Here is a 22,491-nt window from a genome sequence, read left to right on the forward strand (position 1 = left end):
CGAGGGCTTTATGGCTCGTACTACTCCGATTAGTCGCTACCGTAACATCGGTATCGTCGCTCACGTGGATGCTGGTAAAACCACCACCACCGAGCGCGTCCTTTTTTACACTGGCAAAAGTCACAAAATGGGCGAGGTGCATGATGGCGCCGCGACCACAGACTGGATGGTTCAGGAGCAGGAGCGTGGTATTACCATTACTTCTGCTGCCATTACCGCCTTCTGGAAAGGTTCCGAGAAGCAGTACCCACACGAGCATCGCTTCAACGTAATCGATACCCCGGGCCACGTAGACTTCACTATTGAAGTAGAGCGTTCCCTGCGTGTACTCGACGGCGCTGTTGTTGTGTTCTGCGGTACTTCGGGTGTTGAGCCTCAGTCGGAAACCGTATGGCGTCAGGCCAACAAATACGGCGTTCCACGTCTTGTTTACGTAAACAAGATGGACCGTGCTGGTGCCAACTTCCTGCGCGTGATCGGTCAGATCAAACAGCGTCTGGGTCACACTCCGGTGCCGATCCAGCTGGCTATCGGTTCGGAAGATAACTTCCAGGGCCAGATCGACCTGATCAACATGCAAGCTGTCTACTGGAACGACTCTGACAAGGGTATGGTTCCGGTTCGCAAGGAAATCCCTGCGGACATGCTTGAACTGGCTGAAGAATGGCGCAACAACATGGTTGAAGCCGCCGCCGAAGCCAGCGAAGAGTTGATGAACAAGTACCTGGAAGGTGAAGAGCTGTCGATCGAAGAGATCAAGGCTGCTTTGCGTGCGCGTACTATCGCCGGCGAAATCGTTCTGGCTGTTTGCGGTTCTTCGTTCAAGAACAAGGGTGTTCCCCTGGTTCTCGACGCCGTTATCGACTTCCTGCCTGCTCCGACCGACATTCCTGCTATCAAGGGTTCCAACCCTGATAACGAGGAAGAAGAGATGGAGCGTCATGCAAGCGACGACGAGCCGTTCGCGGCCCTGGCGTTCAAGATCGCTACCGACCCATTCGTGGGTACCTTGACCTTCGTCCGCGTTTACTCGGGCGTGTTGAACTCCGGCGACGGCGTGATCAACTCGGTTAAAGGCAAGAAAGAGCGCGTGGGTCGTATGGTGCAAATGCACGCAAACGCCCGTGAAGAGATCAAGGAAGTGCGCGCTGGCGACATCGCGGCCCTGATCGGCATGAAGGACGTCACCACTGGTGAAACCCTCTGCAACGCTGACAAGCCAATCATCCTGGTTCGCATGGACTTCCCGGAGCCGGTTATTTCGGTTGCCGTAGAGCCTAAGACCAAGGATGACCAGGAAAAAATGGGTATCGCTCTGGGCAAGCTTGCTCAGGAAGACCCGTCTTTCCGCGTTAAGACTGATGAAGAGACTGGTCAAACGATCATCTCCGGCATGGGCGAGCTGCACCTGGACATCCTGGTTGACCGGATGCGCCGTGAGTTCAACGTCGAAGCCAACATCGGCAAGCCACAGGTTTCGTACCGTGAGCGCATCACGAAGAACTGCGAAATCGAAGGCAAGTTCGTTCGTCAGTCCGGCGGTCGTGGCCAGTTCGGTCACTGCTGGATTCGCTTTGCTCCTGCTGACGAAGGTCAGGAAGGTCTGCAATTCCTGAACGAAGTAGTGGGTGGTGTGGTTCCTAAGGAATACATCCCGGCTATCCAGAAGGGTATCGAAGAGCAGATGAAGAACGGCGTTGTTGCCGGCTATCCGCTGATCGGCCTGAAGGCTACCGTGTTCGATGGTTCTTACCACGACGTCGACTCCAACGAGATGGCGTTTAAAGTGGCTGCTTCCATGGCGACCAAGCAACTGGCCCAGAAGGGCGGTGGTGAGTTGCTCGAGCCGATCATGGCGGTAGAGGTTGTTACGCCTGAAGACTATATGGGTGATGTGATGGGCGACCTTAACCGTCGTCGCGGCATGATCCAGGGTATGGAAGACACAGTGTCCGGCAAGGTTATCCGTGCCGAGGTTCCACTGGGTGAGATGTTCGGTTATGCGACCGACGTTCGTTCCATGTCCCAGGGTCGCGCAAGCTACTCTATGGAATTCAAAAAATACGATACGGCTCCGTCGCACATCGTCGAATCCGTTACCAAAAAACAAGGCTGATTCAGCCCCTTTAGGCTAGGAGTTAATTGTCGTGGCTAAAGAAAAATTTGATCGTTCCCTACCGCACGTAAACGTTGGCACCATCGGCCACGTTGACCACGGTAAAACCACTCTGACCGCTGCTCTGACTCGCGTCTGCTCCGAAGTTTTCGGTTCGGCCGTAGTTGAATTCGACAAGATCGACAGCGCACCAGAAGAAAAAGCTCGCGGTATCACCATCAACACCGCGCACGTTGAGTACAACTCGAACATTCGTCACTACGCTCACGTTGACTGCCCAGGTCACGCTGACTACGTGAAGAACATGATCACTGGTGCTGCGCAGATGGACGGCGCGATCCTGGTTTGCTCGGCCGCTGATGGTCCGATGCCGCAAACCCGTGAGCACATCCTGCTGTCCCGTCAGGTAGGCGTTCCGTACATCGTGGTTTTCCTGAACAAGGCTGACCTGGTAGACGACGCTGAGCTGCTGGAACTGGTTGAGATGGAAGTTCGCGACCTGCTGTCCACCTATGACTTCCCAGGCGACGACACTCCGATCATCATCGGTTCTGCTCGTATGGCGCTGGAAGGCAAAGACGACAACGAAATGGGCACCACCGCTGTTAAGAAGCTGGTGGAAACTCTGGACAGCTACATCCCAGAGCCAGAGCGTGCTATCGACAAGCCGTTCCTGATGCCAATCGAAGACGTGTTCTCGATCTCGGGTCGCGGTACTGTTGTGACCGGTCGTATCGAGCGCGGTATCGTTCGCGTTCAAGATGCTCTGGAAATCGTTGGTCTGCGTGACACCACCACCACCACCTGCACCGGTGTTGAGATGTTCCGCAAGCTGCTGGACGAAGGTCGTGCTGGCGAGAACTGCGGCGTTCTGCTGCGTGGTACCAAGCGTGACGACGTTGAACGTGGTCAGGTTCTGGTTAAGCCGGGTTCGGTTAAGCCGCACACCAAGTTCACCGCAGAAGTTTACGTTCTGAGCAAGGAAGAAGGCGGCCGTCACACTCCGTTCTTCAAAGGCTACCGTCCACAGTTCTACTTCCGTACTACTGACGTGACTGGTAACTGCGAGCTGCCAGAAGGCGTTGAAATGGTAATGCCAGGTGACAACATTCAGATGACTGTTACCCTGATCAAAACCATCGCGATGGAAGACGGTCTGCGTTTCGCAATCCGTGAAGGCGGCCGTACCGTTGGTGCTGGCGTCGTAGCTAAAATCATCGAGTGATCTCTTTATTGAGTCAGCTTTGATGAGTTGAAAAAGCCCCCGCTTAGCGGGGGCTTTTTTATTGGGTTGACACCTATCTGGGGCGTCTATAGAATTGCGCCTCCTTTTAACGGGCGTATTGCGCCCGGTGGGAATAGCAGCCGGAGTCTGAAATCCAATGCAAAATCAGCAAATCCGTATCAGGTTGAAGGCTTTTGACCATCGTCTGATCGACCAATCAACCCAGGAAATCGTGGAAACCGCGAAACGTACTGGTGCTCAAGTGCGTGGTCCAATTCCACTGCCTACCCGTAAAGAGCGGTTCACCGTTCTGGTTTCTCCGCACGTCAACAAAGACGCGCGTGACCAGTACGAGATCCGCACTCATAAGCGCGTTCTGGACATCGTCCAGCCAACGGATAAAACCGTTGATGCACTTATGAAGCTTGATCTTGCGGCCGGTGTGGAAGTGCAGATCAGCCTCGGCTAAGACTCGGTCTTGGTCGTGTAACGCTCTGAAATGGGCGGCCATAGCGGGTGAAAGCCCCGTACACTCATGAGGTTTACAACATGACTATTGGTGTAGTCGGTCGTAAAGCGGGTATGACCCGTATTTTCACCGAAGAAGGTGTCTCCATTCCGGTCACGGTCATTGAGATCGAGCCGAATCGCGTCACCCAGTTCAAAACTGAAGAAACCGATGGCTATCGTGCAGTGCAAGTCACTGTCGGCGAGCGTCGTGCTTCCCGTGTTACAGCTGCTCAAGCTGGCCACTTCGCCAAGGCGAACGTTGCCGCTGGTCGTACCGTAATGGAATTCCGTCTTGAAGAAGGCGAGTACCAGGCCGGCGATCTGATCAACGCTGAAATCTTCGCTGCTGGTCAACTGGTTGATGTAACCGGTCAGTCCAAAGGTAAAGGCTTCCAGGGTACGATCAAGCGTTGGAACTTCCGCGGGCAAGATAACACCCACGGTAACTCCGTATCCCACCGCGTCCCAGGCTCTATCGGCCAGTGCCAGACTCCTGGTCGTGTATTCAAGGGCAAAAAAATGTCCGGTCATATGGGCGCTGAGCGCGTGACCGTGCAGTCCCTGGAAGTAGTGCGCGTGGACGCTGAACGCAATCTGTTGTTGGTCAAGGGCGCTGTACCTGGCGCTACTGGCGGCAACCTGGTTGTACGTCCGGCAGCCAAGGCTCGCGGTTAAGGGGAAGCTGACATGCAATTAAATGTAAATGACGCTCAAGCGATCGAAGTTTCCGAACTGACATTTGGCGGCGAGTTCAACGAGACGCTGGTTCACCAAGCAGTCGTGGCCTACATGGCTGGCGGCCGTCAGGGTAGCAAGCAGCAGAAGACCCGTTCCGACGTTCGTGGTGGCGGCAAGCGCCCATGGCGTCAGAAAGGTACTGGCCGTGCTCGTGCCGGTACTATCCGCAGCCCAATCTGGCGCGGCGGCGGCACCACCTTTGCAGCTCGTCCACAGGATCACTCCCAGAAGCTGAACAAGAAGATGTATCGCGCAGCAATGCGTTCCATCCTTGCTGAGCTGGTGCGTACTGATCGTCTGGTCGTGGTTCAGGATTTCGCAGTTGAAACTCCGAAAACCAAAGACCTGCTGGGCAAACTGAACAACATGAGCCTGACCGATGTTCTGATCGTGTCGGACGCTGTTGATCAGAACCTGTACCTGGCTGCTCGCAACCTGCCACACGTTGATGTACGTGACGTGCAAGGTTCCGATCCAGTTAGTCTGATCGCATACGACAAGGTGTTGATCACCGTGTCGGCCGTGAAGAAATTCGAGGAGCTGCTGGGATGAACCAGGAACGCGTATTTAAAGTTCTGCTTGGCCCGCACGTTTCCGAGAAGGCTACGGTTCTGGCAGACAAGAAAGGCCAGTTCGTTTTCAAGGTTGCTACTGATGCAACCAAGCTGGAAATCAAGAAGGCCGTCGAAAGCCTGTTCAGCGTGAAAGTTGAGCGTGTTACTACCCTGAATGTTCTGGGTAAGAGCAAGCGCACCGCTCGCGGTCTGGGCAAGCGTAATGACTGGAAGAAGGCAGTTATCTCCCTTCAGCCAGGCCAAGATCTCGATTTCAGCAGCAGTGCTGAGTAAGGAAGGGGTGCATCATGGCAATCGTTAAATGCAAACCGACTTCCCCTGGCCGCCGTTTTGTGGTCAAGGTGGTCAACCAGGAGCTGCATAAAGGCGCTCCTCACGCACCGCTGCTCGAGAAAAAATCGAAGTCTGGTGGTCGTAACAACAATGGCCGTATTACCACTCGTCACATCGGTGGTGGTCATAAGCAGCATTATCGTCTGGTCGACTTCCGTCGCAACGACAAAGATGGCATCGCTGCCACTGTCGAGCGTATCGAATACGATCCAAACCGTACTGCTCACATCGCTCTGCTGCTGTACGCAGATGGCGAGCGTCGCTACATCATCGCCCCTAAAGGCGTGAGCGCTGGCGACCAGCTGATCGCAGGTGCTCTGGCACCGATCAAGCCGGGCAACGCTCTGCAACTGCGCAACATTCCAGTTGGTAGCACCGTACACGGCATCGAACTGAAGCCAGGTAAAGGCGCGCAAATCGCTCGTTCCGCTGGCGCTTCGGCTCAGCTGATCGCTCGTGAAGGCGTTTACGTGACCCTGCGTCTGCGTTCCGGTGAAATGCGTAAAGTACTGGCTGAGTGCCGTGCGACCCTGGGCGAAGTCTCGAACTCCGAGCACAGCCTGCGTTCGCTGGGTAAAGCTGGTGCCAAGCGCTGGCGTGGCGTTCGCCCAACCGTTCGTGGTGTTGCCATGAACCCGGTTGACCACCCACATGGTGGTGGTGAAGGTCGTACCTCTGGTGGTCGTCATCCGGTATCGCCATGGGGCTTCCCGACTAAGGGCGCGAAGACTCGTGGTAATAAGCGTACCGACAAAATGATCGTCCGTCGTCGCAAGTAAATAGAGGGATACGACAGTGCCACGTTCTCTGAAAAAAGGTCCTTTTATTGATCTTCACCTACTGAAGAAGATCGAAGTGGCGGCGGAAAAGAACGATCGCAAACCAATTAAGACTTGGTCGCGTCGTTCGATGATCCTGCCACAAATGGTCGGTCTGACCATCGCAGTACACAACGGTCGTCAGCACGTCCCAGTTCTCGTTAACGAAGACATGGTCGGCCACAAACTGGGCGAGTTCGCCGGTACCCGCAACTATCGCGGGCACGTGGCAGACAAGAAAGCCAAGCGTTAAGGGGTAAGGAAATGGAAGTAGCCGCTAAGTTGTCGGGCGCTCGAATCTCCGCCCAGAAAGCCCGCTTGGTCGCCGACCAGATCCGCGGGAAGAAGGTGGGCGAAGCGCTCAACCTGTTGGCTTTCAGCAGTAAGAAAGCCGCCGAGATCATGAAAAAAGTGCTGGAGTCGGCCGTAGCCAACGCCGAGCATAACGAAGGCGCAGACGTTGATGATCTGAAGGTCAGCACCGTTTTCGTCAACGAAGGGCGTTCGCTGAAGCGCATCATGCCACGTGCCAAAGGCCGTGCTGATCGCATCGTCAAGCGGTCTTGCCATATCACTGTCAAGGTTGCTGACAAGTAACGGAGTCGAAGAGATGGGTCAGAAAGTACATCCCATTGGCATTCGCCTGGGAATCGTCAAGGAGCACACCTCCGTCTGGTACGCAGACGGTCGGACTTATGCGGACTACTTGTTCGCTGATCTGAAGGTGCGTGAATACCTCCAAGACAAACTAAAAAGCGCGTCCGTAAGCCGTATCGATATCCATCGTCCGGCCCAAACTGCACGCATCACCATCCACACCGCTCGTCCAGGTATTGTTATCGGGAAGAAAGGTGAAGATGTTGAGAAACTGCGTCAGGACCTGACCAAGCAAATGGGTGTGCCTGTGCACATCAATATCGAAGAGATCCGCAAGCCGGAGCTCGACGGTATGCTGGTTGCGCAGAGCGTAGCTCAGCAGCTGGAGCGTCGTGTAATGTTCCGTCGCGCCATGAAGCGCGCTGTACAGAACGCCATGCGCATTGGTGCCAAAGGCATCAAAATCCAAGTGAGCGGTCGTCTCGGCGGTGCTGAAATCGCACGTACTGAATGGTATCGCGAAGGTCGTGTGCCACTGCACACCCTGCGTGCCGACATCGACTATGCCAACTACGAAGCTCACACCACTTACGGTGTGATCGGTGTAAAGGTTTGGATCTTCAAAGGCGAAGTAATTGGTGGTCGCCAAGAAGAGCTGAAGCCACAAGCACCAGCGCCTCGTAAAAAAGCTGCTAAGTAAGGGGTACGCCAAATGTTGCAACCTAAGCGTACGAAGTTCCGCAAGCAGATGACCGGCCACAACCGTGGTCTGGCACTGCGCGGTAGCAAAGTCAGCTTCGGCGAGTTCGCGCTGAAGTCTGTAGCTCGTGGTCGTCTCACCGCTCGTCAGATCGAGTCAGCGCGTCGTGCACTGACCCGTCACGTAAAACGTGGCGGCAAGATCTGGATCCGTGTATTCCCGGACAAGCCGATCTCCAAGAAGCCTCTCGAGGTTCGTATGGGTAAAGGTAAGGGTAACGTGGAGTACTGGGTTGCCCAGATTCAGCCAGGCAAAGTCCTGTATGAAATCGAGGGTGTTTCTGAAGAGCTGGCGCGTGAGGCTTTCGCCCTGGCTGCTGCAAAGCTGCCGCTCGCCACCTCCTTTGTTAAACGGACGGTGATGTGATGAAAGCGAATGAACTTCGTGAAAAATCCGCACAGCAGCTGAACGAGCAACTGCTCGGCTTGCTGCGCGACCAGTTCAATCTGCGCATGCAGAAAGCAACTGGCCAGTTGGGGCAGTCTCATCTGCTCTCGCAAGTTAAGCGTGACATTGCTCGCGTGAAGACTGTGCTCAACCAGCAGGCAGGTAAGTGATCATGGCTGAAGCCGAAAAAACTGTCCGTACGCTGACTGGCCGTGTTGTCAGCGACAAGATGGACAAAACCATCACCGTTCTGATCGAGCGTCGCGTTAAGCACCCGATCTACGGTAAATACGTTAAGCGTTCGACTAAGCTGCACGCGCACGACGAAACCAATCAGTGCCACATCGGCGACAAAGTCACTATTCGTGAAACTCGTCCGATGGCCAAGACCAAGTCTTGGGCGCTGGTTGATGTTCTCGAACGCGCTGTGGAAGTCTAAGGGCTAGGGGTCGGAGAAATTATATGATTCAGACTCAATCCATGCTCGATGTGGCCGATAACAGCGGCGCTCGCCGTGTTATGTGCATCAAGGTGCTGGGTGGCTCCCATCGTCGTTACGCTGGTATCGGTGACATCATCAAAGTTACCGTGAAGGAAGCAATTCCTCGCGGTAAGGTGAAAAAAGGCCAAGTGATGACTGCTGTTGTAGTCCGCACTCGTCACGGCGTGCGTCGTGCTGATGGCTCCATTATCCGCTTTGATGGCAACGCTGCTGTTCTTCTGAACAACAAGCAAGAGCCGATCGGCACCCGTATCTTTGGGCCAGTGACCCGTGAACTTCGTACCGAGAAGTTCATGAAGATCGTCTCGCTCGCCCCAGAAGTGCTGTAAGGAGATCCGACATGCAAAAGATTCGTCGTGACGACGAGATCATCGTGATCGCCGGCAAAGACAAAGGTAAGCGCGGTAAGGTGCTGAAGGTTCTTGCTGACAACCGTCTGGTTGTTGGTGGTCTGAACCTGGTCAAGCGTCATACCAAGCCTAACCCGATGTCGGGCGTACAGGGCGGTATCGTCGAGAAAGAAGCGCCACTGCACGCTTCCAACGTCGCCATCTTCAACGGCGAAACCAACAAGGCTGACCGCGTTGGTTTCAAAGTAGAAGACGGTAAGAAAATTCGTGTCTTCAAGTCGACCCAAAAAGCGGTTGATGCTTGAACACTGCTAGGTAGAAGACCATGGCACGACTAAAAGAGATTTACCGGAAGGAAATCGCTCCGAAACTTAAGGAAGAACTTAAGCTTTCGAACGTGATGGAAGTTCCGCGCGTTACCAAGATCACCCTGAACATGGGTCTGGGCGAAGCGATCGGCGACAAAAAAGTCATCGAGCACGCTGTTGCTGACCTGGAAAAGATCACCGGCCAGAAAGTCGTTGTGACCTACGCTCGCAAATCCATCGCTGGCTTTAAAGTCCGTGAAGGTTGGCCGATCGGCGTCAAAGTGACCCTGCGCCGTGAGCGTATGTACGAGTTCCTGGATCGTCTGCTGTCTATCTCCCTGCCTCGGGTTCGCGACTTCCGCGGCCTGAATGCCAAGTCCTTCGATGGTCGTGGCAACTACAGCATGGGCGTGAAAGAGCAGATCATTTTCCCGGAAATCGACTACGACAAGATCGATGCTCTCCGCGGTCTGGACATTACCCTGACCACCACTGCCAAGAACGATGATGAAGGCCGCGCTCTGCTGCGTGCTTTCAAATTCCCGTTCCGCAACTGATTGGAGTAGGAAAATGGCCAAGAAGAGCATGAAAAACCGTGAGCTGAAGCGTCAGCTCACCGTTGCCAAATACGCCGTCAAGCGTGCAGCGCTGAAAGCTATCATCGTCGATCTGAACGCAAGTCCAGAAGCGCGTTGGGAAGCTACCGTAGCTCTGCAGAAGCAACCGCGTGACGCAAGCGCTTCGCGCATGCGTAACCGTTGCCGTCTGACCGGTCGTCCGCACGGCGTTTACCGCAAGTTCGGCCTCGGCCGTAACAAACTGCGTGAAGCGGCAATGCGTGGTGACGTACCAGGTCTGGTTAAAGCCAGCTGGTAATTGCTGTCAAAGCCTTGATGGTCGAGGTCGCAAGAACCTGACCATCGGTGGCCTTGAACTTGAATCAAGCCCCTTTTGGGGCTTGATTCATTTCTGGGGTGTGTCTAGAATGACCGGCTCGCCTGAGCCCGTGTTTTTTACGCCCGGAATTCCTCGGCGACAAGTAGTAGCCGCAAGGCTAATTTTTCTGTATTAGGAGCGTCTAGCCCATGAGTATGCAGGACCCGTTAGCGGACATGCTAACTCGAATCCGTAATGCCCAGATGGCTGAAAAGTCCGTCGTAAGCATGCCGTCTTCCACGTTGAAGGTGGCTGTAGCAAAAGTCCTGAAGGACGAAGGTTACATCGCGGGTTATCAGATCAGCAGCGAAACCAAGCCGCTGCTGTCCATCGAGCTGAAATACTTCGAAGGCCGTCCGGTCATCGAGGAAGTGAAGCGCGTTAGCCGTCCAGGCCTGCGTCAGTACAAGTCCGTCGAAGATCTGCCAAAAGTACGTGGCGGCCTCGGTGTGTCTATCGTCTCCACCAACAAAGGTGTGATGACTGATCGTGCTGCGCGCGCTGCCGGTGTCGGCGGCGAAGTTCTTTGCACTGTGTTCTAAGGGGGGATAAGCATGTCTCGCGTCGCTAAGAACCCCGTTAAGCTGCCAGCCGGTGTCGAAGTAAAATTCGCAGGCCAACAGCTTTCGGTGAAGGGTGCCAAGGGTACTCTTGAACTGAACGTCCATTCGTCCGTTGAAGTCGTTGAAGAAGCCGGTGAGCTGCGTTTTGCTGCTCGCAATGGCGATCAACAGACTCGCGCAATGGCCGGTACCACTCGTGCGTTGGTAAACAACATGGTCCAGGGCGTAAGCCAAGGCTTCGAGCGCAAGCTCCAGCTGGTCGGTGTTGGTTACAAAGCGCAAGCAAAAGGTCAGGTGCTGAACCTGGCTCTTGGCTTCTCGCACCCAGTGGATTACGAACTGCCGGAAGGCATCACCGCTGAGACTCCTAGCCAGACCGATATCCTGATCAAGGGCATCGACAAGCAGCTGGTAGGTCAAGTGGCCGCCGAGATCCGCGACTTCCGTCCACCAGAGCCGTACAAAGGCAAAGGTGTGCGCTACGCGGACGAAGTCGTCCGTCGTAAAGAAGCCAAGAAGAAGTAGGGCATAGCAAATGACCGACAAAAAAGTTACTCGACTGCGTCGCGCTCGCAAAGCACGCCTGAAAATGCACGAACTCGAAGTCGTGCGTCTCTGCGTGTTCCGCTCTTCGCAGCACATCTACGCCCAGGTCATTTCGGCCGACGGCAACAAAGTCCTGGCAAGCGCCTCGACTTTGGATAAAGAACTGCGTGATGGCGCCACTGGCAACATCGACGCGGCCACTAAGGTTGGCCAGCTGGTCGCTACGCGTGCTAAGGCCGCTGGCGTCTCGCAGGTGGCTTTCGACCGCTCTGGCTTCAAGTACCACGGCCGCGTTAAAGCGCTGGCTGATGCTGCTCGTGAAGCTGGGCTGGAGTTCTAAGTTATGTCAAATAACGACCAAAAGCGCGACGAAGGCTACATCGAGAAGCTGGTTCAAGTTAACCGCGTAGCCAAAACCGTTAAAGGCGGCCGTATCTTCACTTTCACCGCGTTGACCGTGGTTGGTGATGGTAAAGGGCGTGTTGGCTTCGGCCGTGGCAAGTCGCGTGAAGTGCCTGCTGCGATCCAGAAGGCAATGGAAGCTGCTCGCCGCAACATGATCCAGGTTGATCTGAACGGCACCACTCTGCAGTACGCAATGAAGTCCGCTCACGGCGCTTCGAAGGTGTACATGCAGCCTGCTTCTGAAGGTACCGGTATCATCGCTGGCGGCGCTATGCGTGCTGTCCTCGAAGTTGCTGGCGTTCAGAACGTTCTGGCCAAGTGCTACGGCTCGACTAACCCGGTAAACGTGGTTCACGCCACTTTCAAGGGTCTGAAGGCTATGCAGTCTCCTGAGTCCATTGCAGCCAAGCGTGGCCTGCGTGTTGAGGAGATCAAGTAATCATGGCTACCGTTAAAGTTACGCTGATCAAAAGCATGACCGGCCGCATCCCTAACCACAAACTGTGCGTGAAGGGTCTGGGTCTGCGTCGCATCGGTCACACTGTAGAAGTCCAGGATACTCCCGAAAATCGCGGGATGATCAACAAGGCTTACTACATGCTGCGTGTCGAGGGTTAATCGATGAAACTCAATGATCTGAGTCCAGCGCCGGGTTCCCGTCGCGAAAAGCATCGTCCGGGCCGTGGTATCGGTAGTGGTTTGGGTAAGACTGGTGGCCGTGGTCACAAAGGTCAGACTTCCCGCTCCGGTGGCACCATTGCTCCAGGCTTTGAAGGCGGTCAACAGCCGCTGCATCGTCGCCTGCCGAAGTTCGGTTTCGTTTCCCTGAAAGCCATGGATCGCGCAGAAGTGCGTCTGTCCGAGCTGGCTAAAGTGGAAGGCGACATCGTCACCGTGCAGTCCCTGAAAGATGCCAACGTGATCAACGTCAACGTGCAGCGTGTGAAAATCATGCTGTCCGGTGAAGTGGCTCGCGCTGTCACTATCGGCAAGGGAATCGGCGCCACCAAAGGTGCGCGTGCGGCTATCGAAGCAGCTGGCGGCAAGTTCGAGGAATAAATGGCTAAGCAAGGTGCTCTCTCTGCGCTCGGCAAAGGCGGTATGTCTGAACTTTGGGCTCGTCTGCGTTTTCTGTTCCTGGCGATTATCGTCTACCGAATAGGCGCACACATCCCGGTTCCAGGTATCAACCCGGACCGACTCGCAGACCTGTTTCGACAGAATGAGGGGACCATTCTTAGCTTGTTCAACATGTTTTCCGGCGGCGCGCTGGAGCGGATGAGCATCTTTGCACTGGGGATCATGCCGTACATTTCGGCATCGATCATCATGCAGCTGATGACCGCCGTCAGCCCGCAGCTGGAGCAGTTGAAGAAGGAAGGTGAAGCTGGCCGTCGCAAGATCAGCCAGTACACCCGCTACGGCACCGTCGTCCTCGCTCTCGTTCAGGCCATTGGCATGTCCATTGGTCTGGCGGGGCAGGGCGTTGCGTTCACTGGTGACTTTGGCTTCCATTTCGTCGCGGTCTCCACGTTTGTGGCTGGCGCGATGTTCATGATGTGGCTGGGTGAGCAGATTACTGAGCGTGGTGTAGGCAACGGTATCTCGATGTTGATTTTTTCGGGTATCGTCGCCGGTCTTCCGAGAGCAATCGGGCAGTCTTTCGAGTCTGCGCGTCAGGGCGATATCAATATCTTCGCCTTGGTTGCCATCGGTTTGCTGGCAGTAGCGATTATCGGTTTCGTGGTGTTCATTGAGCGTGGTCAGCGTCGTATCGCTGTTCACTACGCCAAGCGTCAGCAGGGCCGCAAGGTTTTTGCTGCGCAGACAAGCCACTTGCCGCTGAAGGTGAACATGGCCGGTGTTATTCCGGCTATTTTCGCGAGCAGCATTTTGCTGTTCCCGGCTTCGCTGGGTGCCTGGTTCGGTCAGTCTGAAGGTATGGGCTGGTTGCAGGACATCTCGCAGTCGATCGCTCCTGGTCAGCCGTTGAATATTCTGCTGTTTAGTGCAGGGATTATTTTCTTCTGCTTCTTCTATACGGCGTTGATGTTCAATCCGAAAGACGTAGCGGAAAACCTGAAGAAGTCCGGTGCCTTTATTCCGGGCATCCGTCCAGGTGAGCAGTCCGCACGCTATATTGATGGCGTTCTGACTCGCTTGACCATGTTCGGTGCTCTTTACATGACGGCCGTGTGCTTGTTGCCCCAGTTCCTGGTGGTTGCAGCAAACGTTCCGTTCTACCTTGGCGGGACCTCGTTGCTGATCGTGGTCGTGGTTGTGATGGACTTCATGTCCCAAGTACAATCGCACCTCGTTTCGCACCAGTACGAATCCCTGATGAAGAAAGCCAACCTGAAGGGTTACGGCAGCGGCATGTTGCGCTGAGTACCCATAAGGTTCGAGGAGTTGGTGATGAAAGTTCGTGCATCGGTGAAAAAGCTGTGCCGTAACTGCAAGATTATTCGCCGCGAAGGTGTTGTTCGAGTAATTTGCAGCGCGGAACCGCGTCACAAACAGCGCCAAGGCTGAGTGTGATTGTGCTTCAAGCCCGGTAGCTAGTGCGCTACCGGGTTGATTATTTGTTATTACAGCGATATTATCTCGCGCCCTATTTCTTGGCTTCCGGGGCGTAGGTAGCTGTCAATTGGAGTCCCACTGAATGGCCCGTATTGCAGGCGTTAACATTCCAGATAACAAGCATACTGTTATCTCGCTGACCTACATCTATGGTGTTGGTCGCACTACTGCACAGAAGATCTGTGCAGAGACTGGGGTAAACCCAGCCGCAAAGATCAAGGATCTGAGCGACGAGCAGATTGAACAGCTGCGTGGCGAAGTGGCGAAGTTCACCACTGAAGGTGACCTGCGTCGCGAAATCAACATGAAAATCAAGCGCTTGATGGACCTCGGTTGCTATCGCGGTCTGCGTCATCGTCGTGGTCTGCCAGTACGCGGTCAGCGTACCAAGACCAACGCGCGTACCCGTAAAGGTCCGCGTAAGCCGATCCGCAAGTAATCGCCCCAGCGAATCGACAGGAATTTAATCATGGCAAAACCTGCTGCTCGTCCTCGTAAAAAAGTTAAAAAGACAGTGGTTGATGGCATCGCCCACATCCATGCCTCTTTTAACAACACCATCGTGACCATCACCGACCGTCAAGGTAACGCTCTTTCCTGGGCTACCTCCGGTGGTTCGGGTTTCCGCGGTTCCCGCAAGTCCACCCCGTTCGCTGCTCAAGTAGCTGCTGAGCGTGCTGGTCAAGCTGCGCTGGAATACGGCCTGAAAAACCTCGACGTGAACGTCAAGGGCCCAGGTCCAGGTCGTGAATCCGCAGTCCGCGCTTTGAACGGCTGTGGCTACAAGATCGCCAGCATCACCGACGTGACGCCAATCCCGCACAACGGGTGCCGTCCGCCGAAGAAGCGCCGCGTGTAATCCAGGAGATTGTAAAGAATGGCTCGTTACATTGGTCCAAAATGCAAACTCGCTCGTCGCGAAGGCACCGATCTCTTCCTGAAGAGCGGCGTGCGCGCGATCGAATCGAAGTGCAACATTGAAGCAGCACCTGGTATCCACGGCCAACGCCGCGGTCGCCAGTCCGATTACGGCACCCAACTGCGCGAAAAGCAGAAGGTCCGTCGTATCTACGGCGTTCTCGAGCGTCAGTTCAGCGGCTACTACAAAGCTGCTGCCAGCAAGAAAGGTGCAACTGGTGAAAACCTGCTGCAACTGCTCGAATGCCGTCTGGACAACGTTGTATACCGTATGGGCTTCGGTTCGACTCGTGCCGAATCCCGTCAGCTGGTATCGCACAAGTCGATCAGCGTTAACGGCCAGACCGTAAACGTTCCGTCCTACCAGGTTCGTGCTGGTGACGTGGTTGCTGTTCGCGAGAAGGCAAAGAACCAACTTCGCATTGTCCAAGCTCTCGAGCTGTGCGCCCAACGTGGTCGCGTAGAATGGGTAGAGGTAGATGCTGAGAAGAAGTCGGGCGTTTTCAAGAACGTTCCTGCTCGCAGTGATCTGTCCGCCGACATCAACGAAAGCCTGATTGTCGAGCTCTACTCCAAGTAAGTAAGGGCTAGAAAATAGGTGCATCCATGCAGATTTCGGTAAATGAGTTCCTGACACCCCGCCACATTGATGTGCAGGTTGTCAGTCCAACCCGCGCCAAGATCACTCTCGAGCCTCTCGAGCGTGGTTTTGGCCACACCCTGGGCAACGCGCTGCGCCGCATCCTGTTGTCCTCAATGCCCGGCTGCGCAGTAGTCGAGGCCGAGATTGACGGTGTGCTCCACGAGTACAGCGCCATCGAAGGTGTACAGGAAGACGTAATTGAAATCCTGTTGAACCTTAAAGGTCTGGCCATCAAGCTGCACGGTCGTGACGAAGTTACGCTGACCTTGTCGAAGAAGGGTTCGGGGGTGGTTACCGCTGCCGATATTCAGCTGGATCATGATGTCGAGATCGTTAATCCCGATCACGTAATCGCTAACCTGGCGTCTAACGGCGCCCTGAACATGAAGCTCACTGTAGCTCGTGGTCGTGGTTATGAACCAGCCGACTCGCGTCAGAGCGATGAAGACGAAAGCCGCAGCATCGGTCGCTTGCAGCTTGACTCTTCGTTCAGCCCGGTTCGCCGTATCGCATACGTGGTGGAAAACGCCCGTGTCGAGCAGCGTACCAACCTGGACAAGCTGGTTATTGATCTGGAAACCAACGGTACCCTGGATCCTGAAGAGGCTATCCGCCGCGCTGCAACCATCCTGCAACAGCAGTTGGCTGCGTTCGTCGACCTCAAGGGTGACAGTGAGCCAGTGGTTGTCGAGCAGGAAGACGAGATCGATCCGATCCTGCTTCGCCCGGTTGACGATCTGGAACTGACTGTACGTTCGGCTAACTGCCTTAAGGCGGAAAACATCTACTACATCGGCGACCTGATTCAGCGTACCGAAGTAGAGCTGTTGAAGACTCCGAACCTGGGCAAGAAATCCTTGACTGAAATCAAGGACGTTCTGGCCTCCCGCGGTCTGTCCCTCGGCATGCGCCTCGACAACTGGCCGCCTGCAAGTCTTAAGAAGGACGACAAGGCGACTGCCTGATCGTCGTAATCACCGAACGTAGTGTTTGGTAAGGAATGAACCATGCGTCATCGTAAAAGTGGGCGTCACCTGAGCCGCACCAGCTCGCACCGCAAGGCCATGTTCCAAAACATGGCGGTGTCGCTGTTCGAGCACGAGCTGATCAAAACTACTCTGCCAAAAGCCAAAGAACTGCGCCGCGTTGCCGAGCCGCTGATCACTCTGGCCAAGACAGACAGCGTTGCTAACCGTCGTCTGGCTTTCGACCGTACTCGTTCGAAAGCTATCGTTGGTAAGCTCTTCAACGACCTGGGCAAGCGTTACGCTACCCGTGAGGGTGGCTACCTGCGCATCCTCAAGTGCGGTTTCCGCGCTGGCGACAACGCGCCTATGGCGTACGTCGAACTGGTTGATCGTGCTGTCGGCGGTGAAGCTGTATCCGCTGAGTAAGACGTCAGTCTGAAACAAAGAACCGGGCCTAGTGCCCGGTTTTTTGTGCCTGTAAGAAATGCGCTGTTCGTACAAGCTTCTACCCTGTTTGGGTCTGCACTATGTGTGCGGATTGATCGTTAGTTTTTATCTATTGATGACCATAAGTTAATGAATTTGTGGCTGTCATATTGATGATTGATACTCCCCAGCAAGCCGATTAGCCGGCAGTTCAAGACCGATAGAGGATGAAGATCGCATGAGCCAGAACAAGACGCTTACGACCGCCAGTGGCGCACCTGTCGCCGACAACCAGAACTCTCGCTCCGCTGGCCCTCGTGGCCCGTTGCTGCTCGATGACTTCCACTTGATCGAGAAGCTCGCCCACTTCAACCGGGAAAACATTCCTGAGCGTCGTGTACACGCCAAGGGGTCGGGTGCCTACGGCACTTTTACCGTCACCCGTGACATTACTCAGTACACCAGCGCCAAACTGTTTTCTGCCGTCGGCAAGCAAACCCCGACATTCCTGCGCTTCTCCACTGTAGGTGGCGAGCGTGGCTCGGCTGACACCGAGCGCGATCCACGTGGCTTCGCTCTCAAGTTCTATACCGAAGAAGGCAACTGGGACATCGTTGGCAACAATACGCCCGTGTTCTTCATTCGTGATCCACTGAAATTCCCTGACTTTATCCACACCCAGAAACGCCTGCCGCAAAGCAACCTGAAAAGCGCGCAGATGATGTGGGACTTCTGGTCGCATTCGCCTGAAGCGCTGCACCAGGTCACGATTCTGTTCTCTGATCGCGGTATTCCGGACGGATATCGCCATATGCACGGTTTCGGCAGTCACACCTACAGCCTGATCAGTGCTCAGGGCGAGCGTCACTGGGTGAAGTGGCACTACAAGACCAAGCAAGGGATCAAGAACCTTGCGCCGGCAGACGCTGCACGCCTGGCGGGCACTGATCCGGATTACGCACAGCGTGACCTGTTCGAAGCCATCGAGCGTGGTGACTTCCCGAAATGGAGCGTATGCATCCAGATCATGACCGAAGCCCAAGCCGCTGCGCACTATGAGAACCCGTTCGACGTGACCAAGACCTGGTCGCAAAAGGAGTTTCCACTGATCGAAGTGGGTGAACTGGAACTGAACCGTAACCCGCTCAACTACTTTGCCGAAGTCGAGCAAGCCGCGTTCGGCCCGAGCAACATGGTGCCTGGCGTAGGTCTGTCGCCAGATCGCATGCTGCAAGGTCGGGTATTCGCGTACGCCGATGCCCACCGCTACCGCGTAGGTACCAATCACCAGCAACTGCCAGTGAACGCTCCGCGTAGCCCGGTGAATACTTACCAGCGTGATGGTTCGATGGCTTTTGGGAGCAATGGTGGCGCAGCGCCTAACTACGAGCCGAACAGCTACGTGGAGTCGCCGAAACAAGCGCCGCACTACGCCGAGCCTGCACTGGCCCTGAGCGGCGCGGCTGATCGTTACGATCACCGTGAAGACACTGACTACTACAGTCACGCCGGTGCGCTGTTCCGCTTGATGAGTAACGAACAGAAAGCGCTGCTGGTCAGCAACATCGCCGGGGCGATGGCGGGGGTGTCGAGTGACGTCGTCGATCGTCAGCTGCAGCATTTCTACAGGGCCGATCCGGCGTACGGAGAAGCAATCGCAAAGCTGCTCAACGTACAGCTTAACGAAGTCTAAACGAGAAGCAGAACCGCCCTCATTTGGGCGGTTTTTGCGTTATTTAGGCTGCTTTTCTCGGAATATCTTCGCTTTTATTGCGCTAAGTGAGTGACCTTCCAGTCAGGTTGGTTCAAACTACAGACTTTCAAGCAGGGAGATGTAGGGCGATGCAAGGCCACCCAGACGTTATCGATTACCTCAACACGTTGCTGACCGGCGAACTGGCCGCGCGTGACCAATATTTCGTTCACTCGCGGATGTATGAGGACTGGGGATTCACCAAGCTCTACGAACGAATCAACCACGAGATGGAAGAAGAGGCCGGTCATGCCGATGCGCTGATGCGCCGGATTCTGATGCTTGAAGGCACCCCGCGCATGCGCCCGGATGATCTGGATGTCGGCACTACGGTGCAAACCATGCTCGAAGCGGATCTGCGCCTGGAGTACAAGGTGCGCGCCGCGCTGTGCAAGGGCATCGAACTGTGCGAACAGCACGGCGACTATGTCAGCCGCGAGATCCTGCGGGTTCAGCTCAATGACACCGAGGAAGATCACACCTACTGGCTGGAAAAGCAGCTCGGCCTGATCAAGCTGATCGGTATCCAGAACTACCTGCAGTCCCACGCGTCCTGATTGCAATTGATACAAAAAAAGCCCCTGTCACTGACGAAGTGACAGGGGCTTTTTCATGCCCGGCAATCAGGCCCGATCGCGAATCAACAGCGGCTTGAGATAGTGACCGGTGTGAGATTGCTTCATCTCGGCCACTTCCTCCGGCGTACCGGTGGCGATGATCTGTCCACCTTTCGAACCACCCTCGGGGCCAAGATCCACCAGCCAGTCGGCCGTCTTGATCACGTCGAGGTTGTGCTCGATCACCACCACGGTGTTGCCGTGGTCGCGCAGGCGATGCAGTACGTCGAGCAGTTGCTGGATATCCGCGAAGTGCAGACCGGTGGTCGGCTCATCGAGGATGTACAGGGTTTTGCCGGTATCGCGCTTGGACAGTTCGCGGGACAACTTGACCCGTTGGGCCTCACCACCAGACAGCGTCGTGGCCGACTGCCCGAGCTTGATGTACGACAGGCCCACATCCATCAGCGTTTGCAGCTTGCGCGCCAGCGCCGGCACCGCGTCGAAGAACTCCCGCGCTTCCTCGATAGTCATCTCGAGGGTTTCGTGGATGCTCTTGCCCTTGTATTTGATCTCCAGGGTTTCGCGGTTGTAGCGCTTGCTCTTGCACACGTCACACGGGACGTAGATGTCCGGCAGGAAGTGCATTTCCACCTTGATCAGACCGTCGCCCTGGCAGGCCTCGCAACGCCCGCCCTTGACGTTGAACGAGAAACGCCCCGGCCCGTAACCACGGGAGCGGGACTCGGGCACGCCGGCGAAGAGTTCGCGAATCGGCGTGAACAGGCCGGTGTAGGTCGCCGGGTTGGAGCGCGGCGTGCGGCCGATCGGGCTCTGGTCAATGTCGACGACCTTGTCCAGATGTTCCAGGCCCTTGATGCTGTCGTGGGCTGCCGCTTCCAGGGTAGTCGCGCCATTGAGTGCCGTGGCACTCAGCGGGAATAGCGTGTTGTTGATCAGCGTCGATTTGCCGGAGCCGGAGACGCCGGTCACGCAGGTCAGCAGGCCGATCGGGATTTCAAGGTCGACGTTGCGCAGGTTGTTGCCCCGCGCGCCCTTGAGCGACAGCACCTGTTTCTTGTTGCGCGGCGTGCGCTTGGCCGGCACCTCGATCTTGACCCGGCCCGACAGGTATTTACCGGTCAACGAATCCGGGTGCGCCATGACCTCGTCCGGCGTGCCTTCAGCGACGATCTGCCCACCATGAACACCGGCGCCCGGGCCGATATCCACTACGTAGTCGGCCAGTCGAATCGCGTCTTCGTCGTGTTCGACCACAATCACCGTGTTGCCGATGTCGCGCAGGTGCTTGAGGGTGCCGAGCAGCCGATCGTTGTCGCGCTGGTGCAGACCAATCGACGGTTCATCGAGGATGTACAGAACACCCACAAGGCCCGCGCCGATCTGGCTGGCCAGACGAATCCGCTGCGCTTCACCGCCAGACAAAGTGTCGGCACTGCGATCCAGCGACAGGTAGTCGAGACCGACGTTAACCAGAAACTGCAGGCGCTCGCGGATTTCCTTGAGAATCTTGTCGGCGATCTCGCCACGGCGGCCGGTCATCTTCAGCGCCCCGAAGTAATCGCAGGCGTCACCGATCGGCAGGTTGGTCACCGCCGGCAGGGTTTTCTCGCCGACCCACACATGCCGCGCTTCGCGACGCAGGCGGGTGCCACGGCAATCCGGGCACGACTGGGTGCTGAGGAACTTCGCCAGTTCTTCACGCACGCTGGCCGATTCGGTTTCGCGGTAGCGGCGCTCAAGGTTCGGCACGATGCCTTCGAACGGGTGTGAGCGTTTGACGATGTCGCCCCGGTCGTTGAGGTATTTGAAATCGACGTTCTGTGAACCGCTGCCGTGCAGGATGAACTTCTGCTGATCGGCCGGCAGTTCGTTGAACGGCTGCTCCAGACTGAAGCCGTAATGCGCGGCCAGTGAGCCGAGCATCTGGAAGTAATAGACGTTACGCCTGTCCCAGCCACGGATCGCGCCTTCGGCCAGGGTCAAATCACCGTTGACCAGTCGCTTGATGTCGAAAAACTGCTTCACCCCCAGACCATCGCAGGTCGGGCAGGCGCCGGCCGGGTTGTTGAAGGAAAACAGCTTGGGTTCCAGCTCGCTGATCGCGTGGCCGCAGACCGGGCAGGCGAAGCGCGCGGAGAAGATCATCTCTTCGCCCGGCTCGTCGTCCATCGGCGCCACCAAGGCGATGCCGTCGGCCAGCTTCAGCGCGGTTTCGAAGGATTCGGCCAGACGCTGTTGCAGATCGGCGCGGACCTTGAAGCGGTCGACCACCACTTCAATCGTGTGCTTCTTCTGTTTATCCAGCTTCGGCAGTTCGTCCAGCTCGCAGAGCCGACCGTTGACCCGGGCCCGGACGAAGCCCTGGGCACGCAGTTCTTCGAACACCGACAGGTGCTCGCCCTTGCGCTCGCGGATCACCGGCGCCAGCAGCATCAGCTTGCTGCCTTCCGGCTGAGCCAGCACCAGGTCGACCATCTGGCTTACAGTCTGCGCTTCCAGCGGAATGTCGTGATCCGGGCAGCGCGGTGTACCGACGCGCGCATAAAGCAGACGCAGGTAGTCGTAGATTTCGGTGATGGTGCCGACCGTGGAACGCGGGTTGTGCGAGGTCGACTTCTGTTCGATGGAGATCGCCGGCGACAGGCCTTCGATGGTGTCGACGTCGGGTTTTTCCATCATCGACAGGAACTGCCGGGCATAGGCCGACAGGGATTCGACATAGCGGCGCTGACCTTCGGCGTACAGCGTGTCGAAAGCCAGGGAAGACTTGCCGGATCCGGACAGGCCGGTGATGACGATCAGTTTGTCCCGTGGCAGGGTCAGGTCGATGTTCTTCAGGTTGTGGGTGCGGGCCCCACGAATCAGGATCTTGTCCAAAATGGCCTCGCTCGGCGGGCGTCGAAAACACAGGAGTATACGGCCAAATACTGGATGGATGCACACTATCAAGTGA

Annotated in this window: 33 protein-coding genes; 32 read left to right on the forward strand and 1 reads right to left on the reverse strand. The window is 56.0% G+C overall.

Annotated elements, in window-relative coordinates; genetic code table 11:
• Nucleotides 1–10: 10 nt before the first annotated feature.
• From fusA to bfr, 32 genes are all read left to right on the forward strand, one after another.
• Nucleotides 11–2,116: an elongation factor G gene (gene fusA, locus CAF76_RS22735; protein ID WP_064599781.1), complete on the forward strand. Its 2,106-nt coding sequence runs from the start codon at nucleotides 11–13 to the stop codon at nucleotides 2,114–2,116.
• Between the two features lie 31 nt (nucleotides 2,117–2,147).
• Nucleotides 2,148–3,341 (forward strand): elongation factor Tu, encoded by a 1,194-nt coding sequence (gene tuf / locus CAF76_RS22740; protein ID WP_010220303.1) that lies wholly within the window; start codon nucleotides 2,148–2,150, stop codon nucleotides 3,339–3,341.
• Nucleotides 3,342–3,498: 157 nt separating this feature from the next.
• Nucleotides 3,499–3,810, forward strand: coding sequence for a 30S ribosomal protein S10 (rpsJ, locus tag CAF76_RS22745; protein WP_003186070.1), 312 nt, complete (start codon nucleotides 3,499–3,501; stop codon nucleotides 3,808–3,810).
• 80 nt (nucleotides 3,811–3,890) lie between these two features.
• Complete coding sequence (gene rplC / locus CAF76_RS22750) at nucleotides 3,891–4,526, forward strand: 50S ribosomal protein L3 (RefSeq protein WP_007955641.1); 636 nt, start codon at nucleotides 3,891–3,893, stop codon at nucleotides 4,524–4,526.
• Nucleotides 4,527–4,538: 12 nt separating this feature from the next.
• The gene (gene rplD / locus CAF76_RS22755; RefSeq protein WP_003228735.1) at nucleotides 4,539–5,141 is read left to right on the forward strand and encodes a 50S ribosomal protein L4; all 603 of its coding nucleotides are present in this window, start codon (nucleotides 4,539–4,541) and stop codon (nucleotides 5,139–5,141) included.
• Nucleotides 5,138–5,437 carry a 50S ribosomal protein L23 gene (gene rplW / locus CAF76_RS22760; protein ID WP_002555488.1) on the forward strand — a complete coding sequence of 100 codons (300 nt, stop codon included), beginning with the start codon at nucleotides 5,138–5,140 and terminating at the stop codon, nucleotides 5,435–5,437. Before rplD ends, rplW begins: the two co-directional genes overlap by 4 nt.
• A gap of 14 nt (nucleotides 5,438–5,451) precedes the next feature.
• Nucleotides 5,452–6,276, forward strand: a complete 825-nt coding sequence (gene rplB / locus CAF76_RS22765) for a 50S ribosomal protein L2 (protein ID WP_003186055.1) — start codon at nucleotides 5,452–5,454, stop codon at nucleotides 6,274–6,276.
• Between the two features lie 16 nt (nucleotides 6,277–6,292).
• Nucleotides 6,293–6,568: a 30S ribosomal protein S19 gene (rpsS, locus tag CAF76_RS22770; RefSeq protein ID WP_011336172.1), complete on the forward strand. Its 276-nt coding sequence runs from the start codon at nucleotides 6,293–6,295 to the stop codon at nucleotides 6,566–6,568.
• An 11-nt stretch (nucleotides 6,569–6,579) separates the two neighbouring features.
• The gene (gene rplV, locus CAF76_RS22775; protein WP_003103908.1) at nucleotides 6,580–6,912 is read left to right on the forward strand and encodes a 50S ribosomal protein L22; all 333 of its coding nucleotides are present in this window, start codon (nucleotides 6,580–6,582) and stop codon (nucleotides 6,910–6,912) included.
• A gap of 13 nt (nucleotides 6,913–6,925) precedes the next feature.
• A complete protein-coding gene (rpsC, locus tag CAF76_RS22780; RefSeq protein ID WP_003176422.1) occupies nucleotides 6,926–7,612 on the forward strand; it encodes a 30S ribosomal protein S3 in 687 nt (228 codons plus the stop codon).
• 12 nt (nucleotides 7,613–7,624) lie between these two features.
• A complete protein-coding gene (rplP, locus tag CAF76_RS22785) occupies nucleotides 7,625–8,038 on the forward strand; it encodes a 50S ribosomal protein L16 (RefSeq protein WP_003228729.1) in 414 nt (137 codons plus the stop codon).
• A complete protein-coding gene (gene rpmC, locus CAF76_RS22790) occupies nucleotides 8,038–8,229 on the forward strand; it encodes a 50S ribosomal protein L29 (protein WP_002555481.1) in 192 nt (63 codons plus the stop codon). The genes rplP and rpmC overlap by 1 nt, the downstream gene beginning before the upstream one ends.
• Nucleotides 8,230–8,231: 2 nt before the next feature.
• Complete coding sequence (gene rpsQ / locus CAF76_RS22795) at nucleotides 8,232–8,498, forward strand: 30S ribosomal protein S17 (RefSeq protein ID WP_003194644.1); 267 nt, start codon at nucleotides 8,232–8,234, stop codon at nucleotides 8,496–8,498.
• Between the two features lie 23 nt (nucleotides 8,499–8,521).
• Complete coding sequence (gene rplN, locus CAF76_RS22800) at nucleotides 8,522–8,890, forward strand: 50S ribosomal protein L14 (protein ID WP_002555479.1); 369 nt, start codon at nucleotides 8,522–8,524, stop codon at nucleotides 8,888–8,890.
• Between the two features lie 11 nt (nucleotides 8,891–8,901).
• Entirely contained in the window at nucleotides 8,902–9,216 is a 315-nt protein-coding gene (gene rplX / locus CAF76_RS22805; protein WP_003186046.1) for a 50S ribosomal protein L24, read from the forward strand.
• 20 nt (nucleotides 9,217–9,236) lie between these two features.
• Nucleotides 9,237–9,776 carry a 50S ribosomal protein L5 gene (rplE, locus tag CAF76_RS22810; RefSeq protein ID WP_003210069.1) on the forward strand — a complete coding sequence of 180 codons (540 nt, stop codon included), beginning with the start codon at nucleotides 9,237–9,239 and terminating at the stop codon, nucleotides 9,774–9,776.
• Nucleotides 9,777–9,789: 13 nt separating this feature from the next.
• The gene (gene rpsN / locus CAF76_RS22815) at nucleotides 9,790–10,095 is read left to right on the forward strand and encodes a 30S ribosomal protein S14 (RefSeq protein ID WP_007955639.1); all 306 of its coding nucleotides are present in this window, start codon (nucleotides 9,790–9,792) and stop codon (nucleotides 10,093–10,095) included.
• 209 nt (nucleotides 10,096–10,304) lie between these two features.
• The gene (gene rpsH / locus CAF76_RS22820) at nucleotides 10,305–10,697 is read left to right on the forward strand and encodes a 30S ribosomal protein S8 (RefSeq protein WP_003228724.1); all 393 of its coding nucleotides are present in this window, start codon (nucleotides 10,305–10,307) and stop codon (nucleotides 10,695–10,697) included.
• A gap of 12 nt (nucleotides 10,698–10,709) precedes the next feature.
• The gene (gene rplF, locus CAF76_RS22825) at nucleotides 10,710–11,243 is read left to right on the forward strand and encodes a 50S ribosomal protein L6 (RefSeq protein ID WP_011336170.1); all 534 of its coding nucleotides are present in this window, start codon (nucleotides 10,710–10,712) and stop codon (nucleotides 11,241–11,243) included.
• 10 nt (nucleotides 11,244–11,253) lie between these two features.
• Nucleotides 11,254–11,604, forward strand: a complete 351-nt coding sequence (rplR, locus tag CAF76_RS22830; RefSeq protein ID WP_003186037.1) for a 50S ribosomal protein L18 — start codon at nucleotides 11,254–11,256, stop codon at nucleotides 11,602–11,604.
• A gap of 3 nt (nucleotides 11,605–11,607) precedes the next feature.
• Nucleotides 11,608–12,108, forward strand: coding sequence for a 30S ribosomal protein S5 (gene rpsE / locus CAF76_RS22835; RefSeq protein WP_007955637.1), 501 nt, complete (start codon nucleotides 11,608–11,610; stop codon nucleotides 12,106–12,108).
• A gap of 2 nt (nucleotides 12,109–12,110) precedes the next feature.
• Nucleotides 12,111–12,287, forward strand: coding sequence for a 50S ribosomal protein L30 (rpmD, locus tag CAF76_RS22840; RefSeq protein ID WP_003176408.1), 177 nt, complete (start codon nucleotides 12,111–12,113; stop codon nucleotides 12,285–12,287).
• Between the two features lie 3 nt (nucleotides 12,288–12,290).
• Nucleotides 12,291–12,728, forward strand: coding sequence for a 50S ribosomal protein L15 (gene rplO, locus CAF76_RS22845; protein ID WP_011336169.1), 438 nt, complete (start codon nucleotides 12,291–12,293; stop codon nucleotides 12,726–12,728).
• Nucleotides 12,729–14,057, forward strand: coding sequence for a preprotein translocase subunit SecY (gene secY, locus CAF76_RS22850; RefSeq protein WP_003228718.1), 1,329 nt, complete (start codon nucleotides 12,729–12,731; stop codon nucleotides 14,055–14,057).
• Between the two features lie 27 nt (nucleotides 14,058–14,084).
• On the forward strand, nucleotides 14,085–14,201 hold the full coding sequence (gene rpmJ, locus CAF76_RS22855) for a 50S ribosomal protein L36 (protein WP_002555468.1): 117 nt from the start codon (nucleotides 14,085–14,087) through the stop codon (nucleotides 14,199–14,201).
• A gap of 130 nt (nucleotides 14,202–14,331) precedes the next feature.
• Entirely contained in the window at nucleotides 14,332–14,688 is a 357-nt protein-coding gene (gene rpsM, locus CAF76_RS22860; RefSeq protein ID WP_009045849.1) for a 30S ribosomal protein S13, read from the forward strand.
• Nucleotides 14,689–14,718: 30 nt separating this feature from the next.
• Entirely contained in the window at nucleotides 14,719–15,108 is a 390-nt protein-coding gene (gene rpsK / locus CAF76_RS22865; RefSeq protein WP_002555466.1) for a 30S ribosomal protein S11, read from the forward strand.
• Nucleotides 15,109–15,126: 18 nt separating this feature from the next.
• Nucleotides 15,127–15,747 (forward strand): 30S ribosomal protein S4, encoded by a 621-nt coding sequence (rpsD, locus tag CAF76_RS22870; protein ID WP_011336168.1) that lies wholly within the window; start codon nucleotides 15,127–15,129, stop codon nucleotides 15,745–15,747.
• 26 nt (nucleotides 15,748–15,773) lie between these two features.
• Nucleotides 15,774–16,775, forward strand: a complete 1,002-nt coding sequence (gene rpoA / locus CAF76_RS22875) for a DNA-directed RNA polymerase subunit alpha (RefSeq protein WP_003186012.1) — start codon at nucleotides 15,774–15,776, stop codon at nucleotides 16,773–16,775.
• Between the two features lie 42 nt (nucleotides 16,776–16,817).
• Nucleotides 16,818–17,204: a 50S ribosomal protein L17 gene (gene rplQ / locus CAF76_RS22880; RefSeq protein WP_007955635.1), complete on the forward strand. Its 387-nt coding sequence runs from the start codon at nucleotides 16,818–16,820 to the stop codon at nucleotides 17,202–17,204.
• 238 nt (nucleotides 17,205–17,442) lie between these two features.
• Nucleotides 17,443–18,897: a catalase gene (locus CAF76_RS22885; RefSeq protein WP_085648643.1), complete on the forward strand. Its 1,455-nt coding sequence runs from the start codon at nucleotides 17,443–17,445 to the stop codon at nucleotides 18,895–18,897.
• Between the two features lie 149 nt (nucleotides 18,898–19,046).
• Nucleotides 19,047–19,514: a bacterioferritin gene (gene bfr / locus CAF76_RS22890; protein WP_064382244.1), complete on the forward strand. Its 468-nt coding sequence runs from the start codon at nucleotides 19,047–19,049 to the stop codon at nucleotides 19,512–19,514.
• A 66-nt stretch (nucleotides 19,515–19,580) separates the two neighbouring features.
• Here the strand turns inward: bfr and uvrA are convergent, their stop codons facing one another.
• The gene (uvrA, locus tag CAF76_RS22895; protein WP_064599779.1) at nucleotides 19,581–22,415 is read right to left on the reverse strand and encodes an excinuclease ABC subunit UvrA; all 2,835 of its coding nucleotides are present in this window, start codon (nucleotides 22,413–22,415) and stop codon (nucleotides 19,581–19,583) included.
• Nucleotides 22,416–22,491 lie beyond the last annotated feature (76 nt).

The sequence above is a fragment of the Pseudomonas sp. B40(2017) genome (genome assembly GCF_002112855.1).
Taxonomy (GTDB): Bacteria; Pseudomonadota; Gammaproteobacteria; order Pseudomonadales; family Pseudomonadaceae; genus Aquipseudomonas; species Aquipseudomonas pharyngis.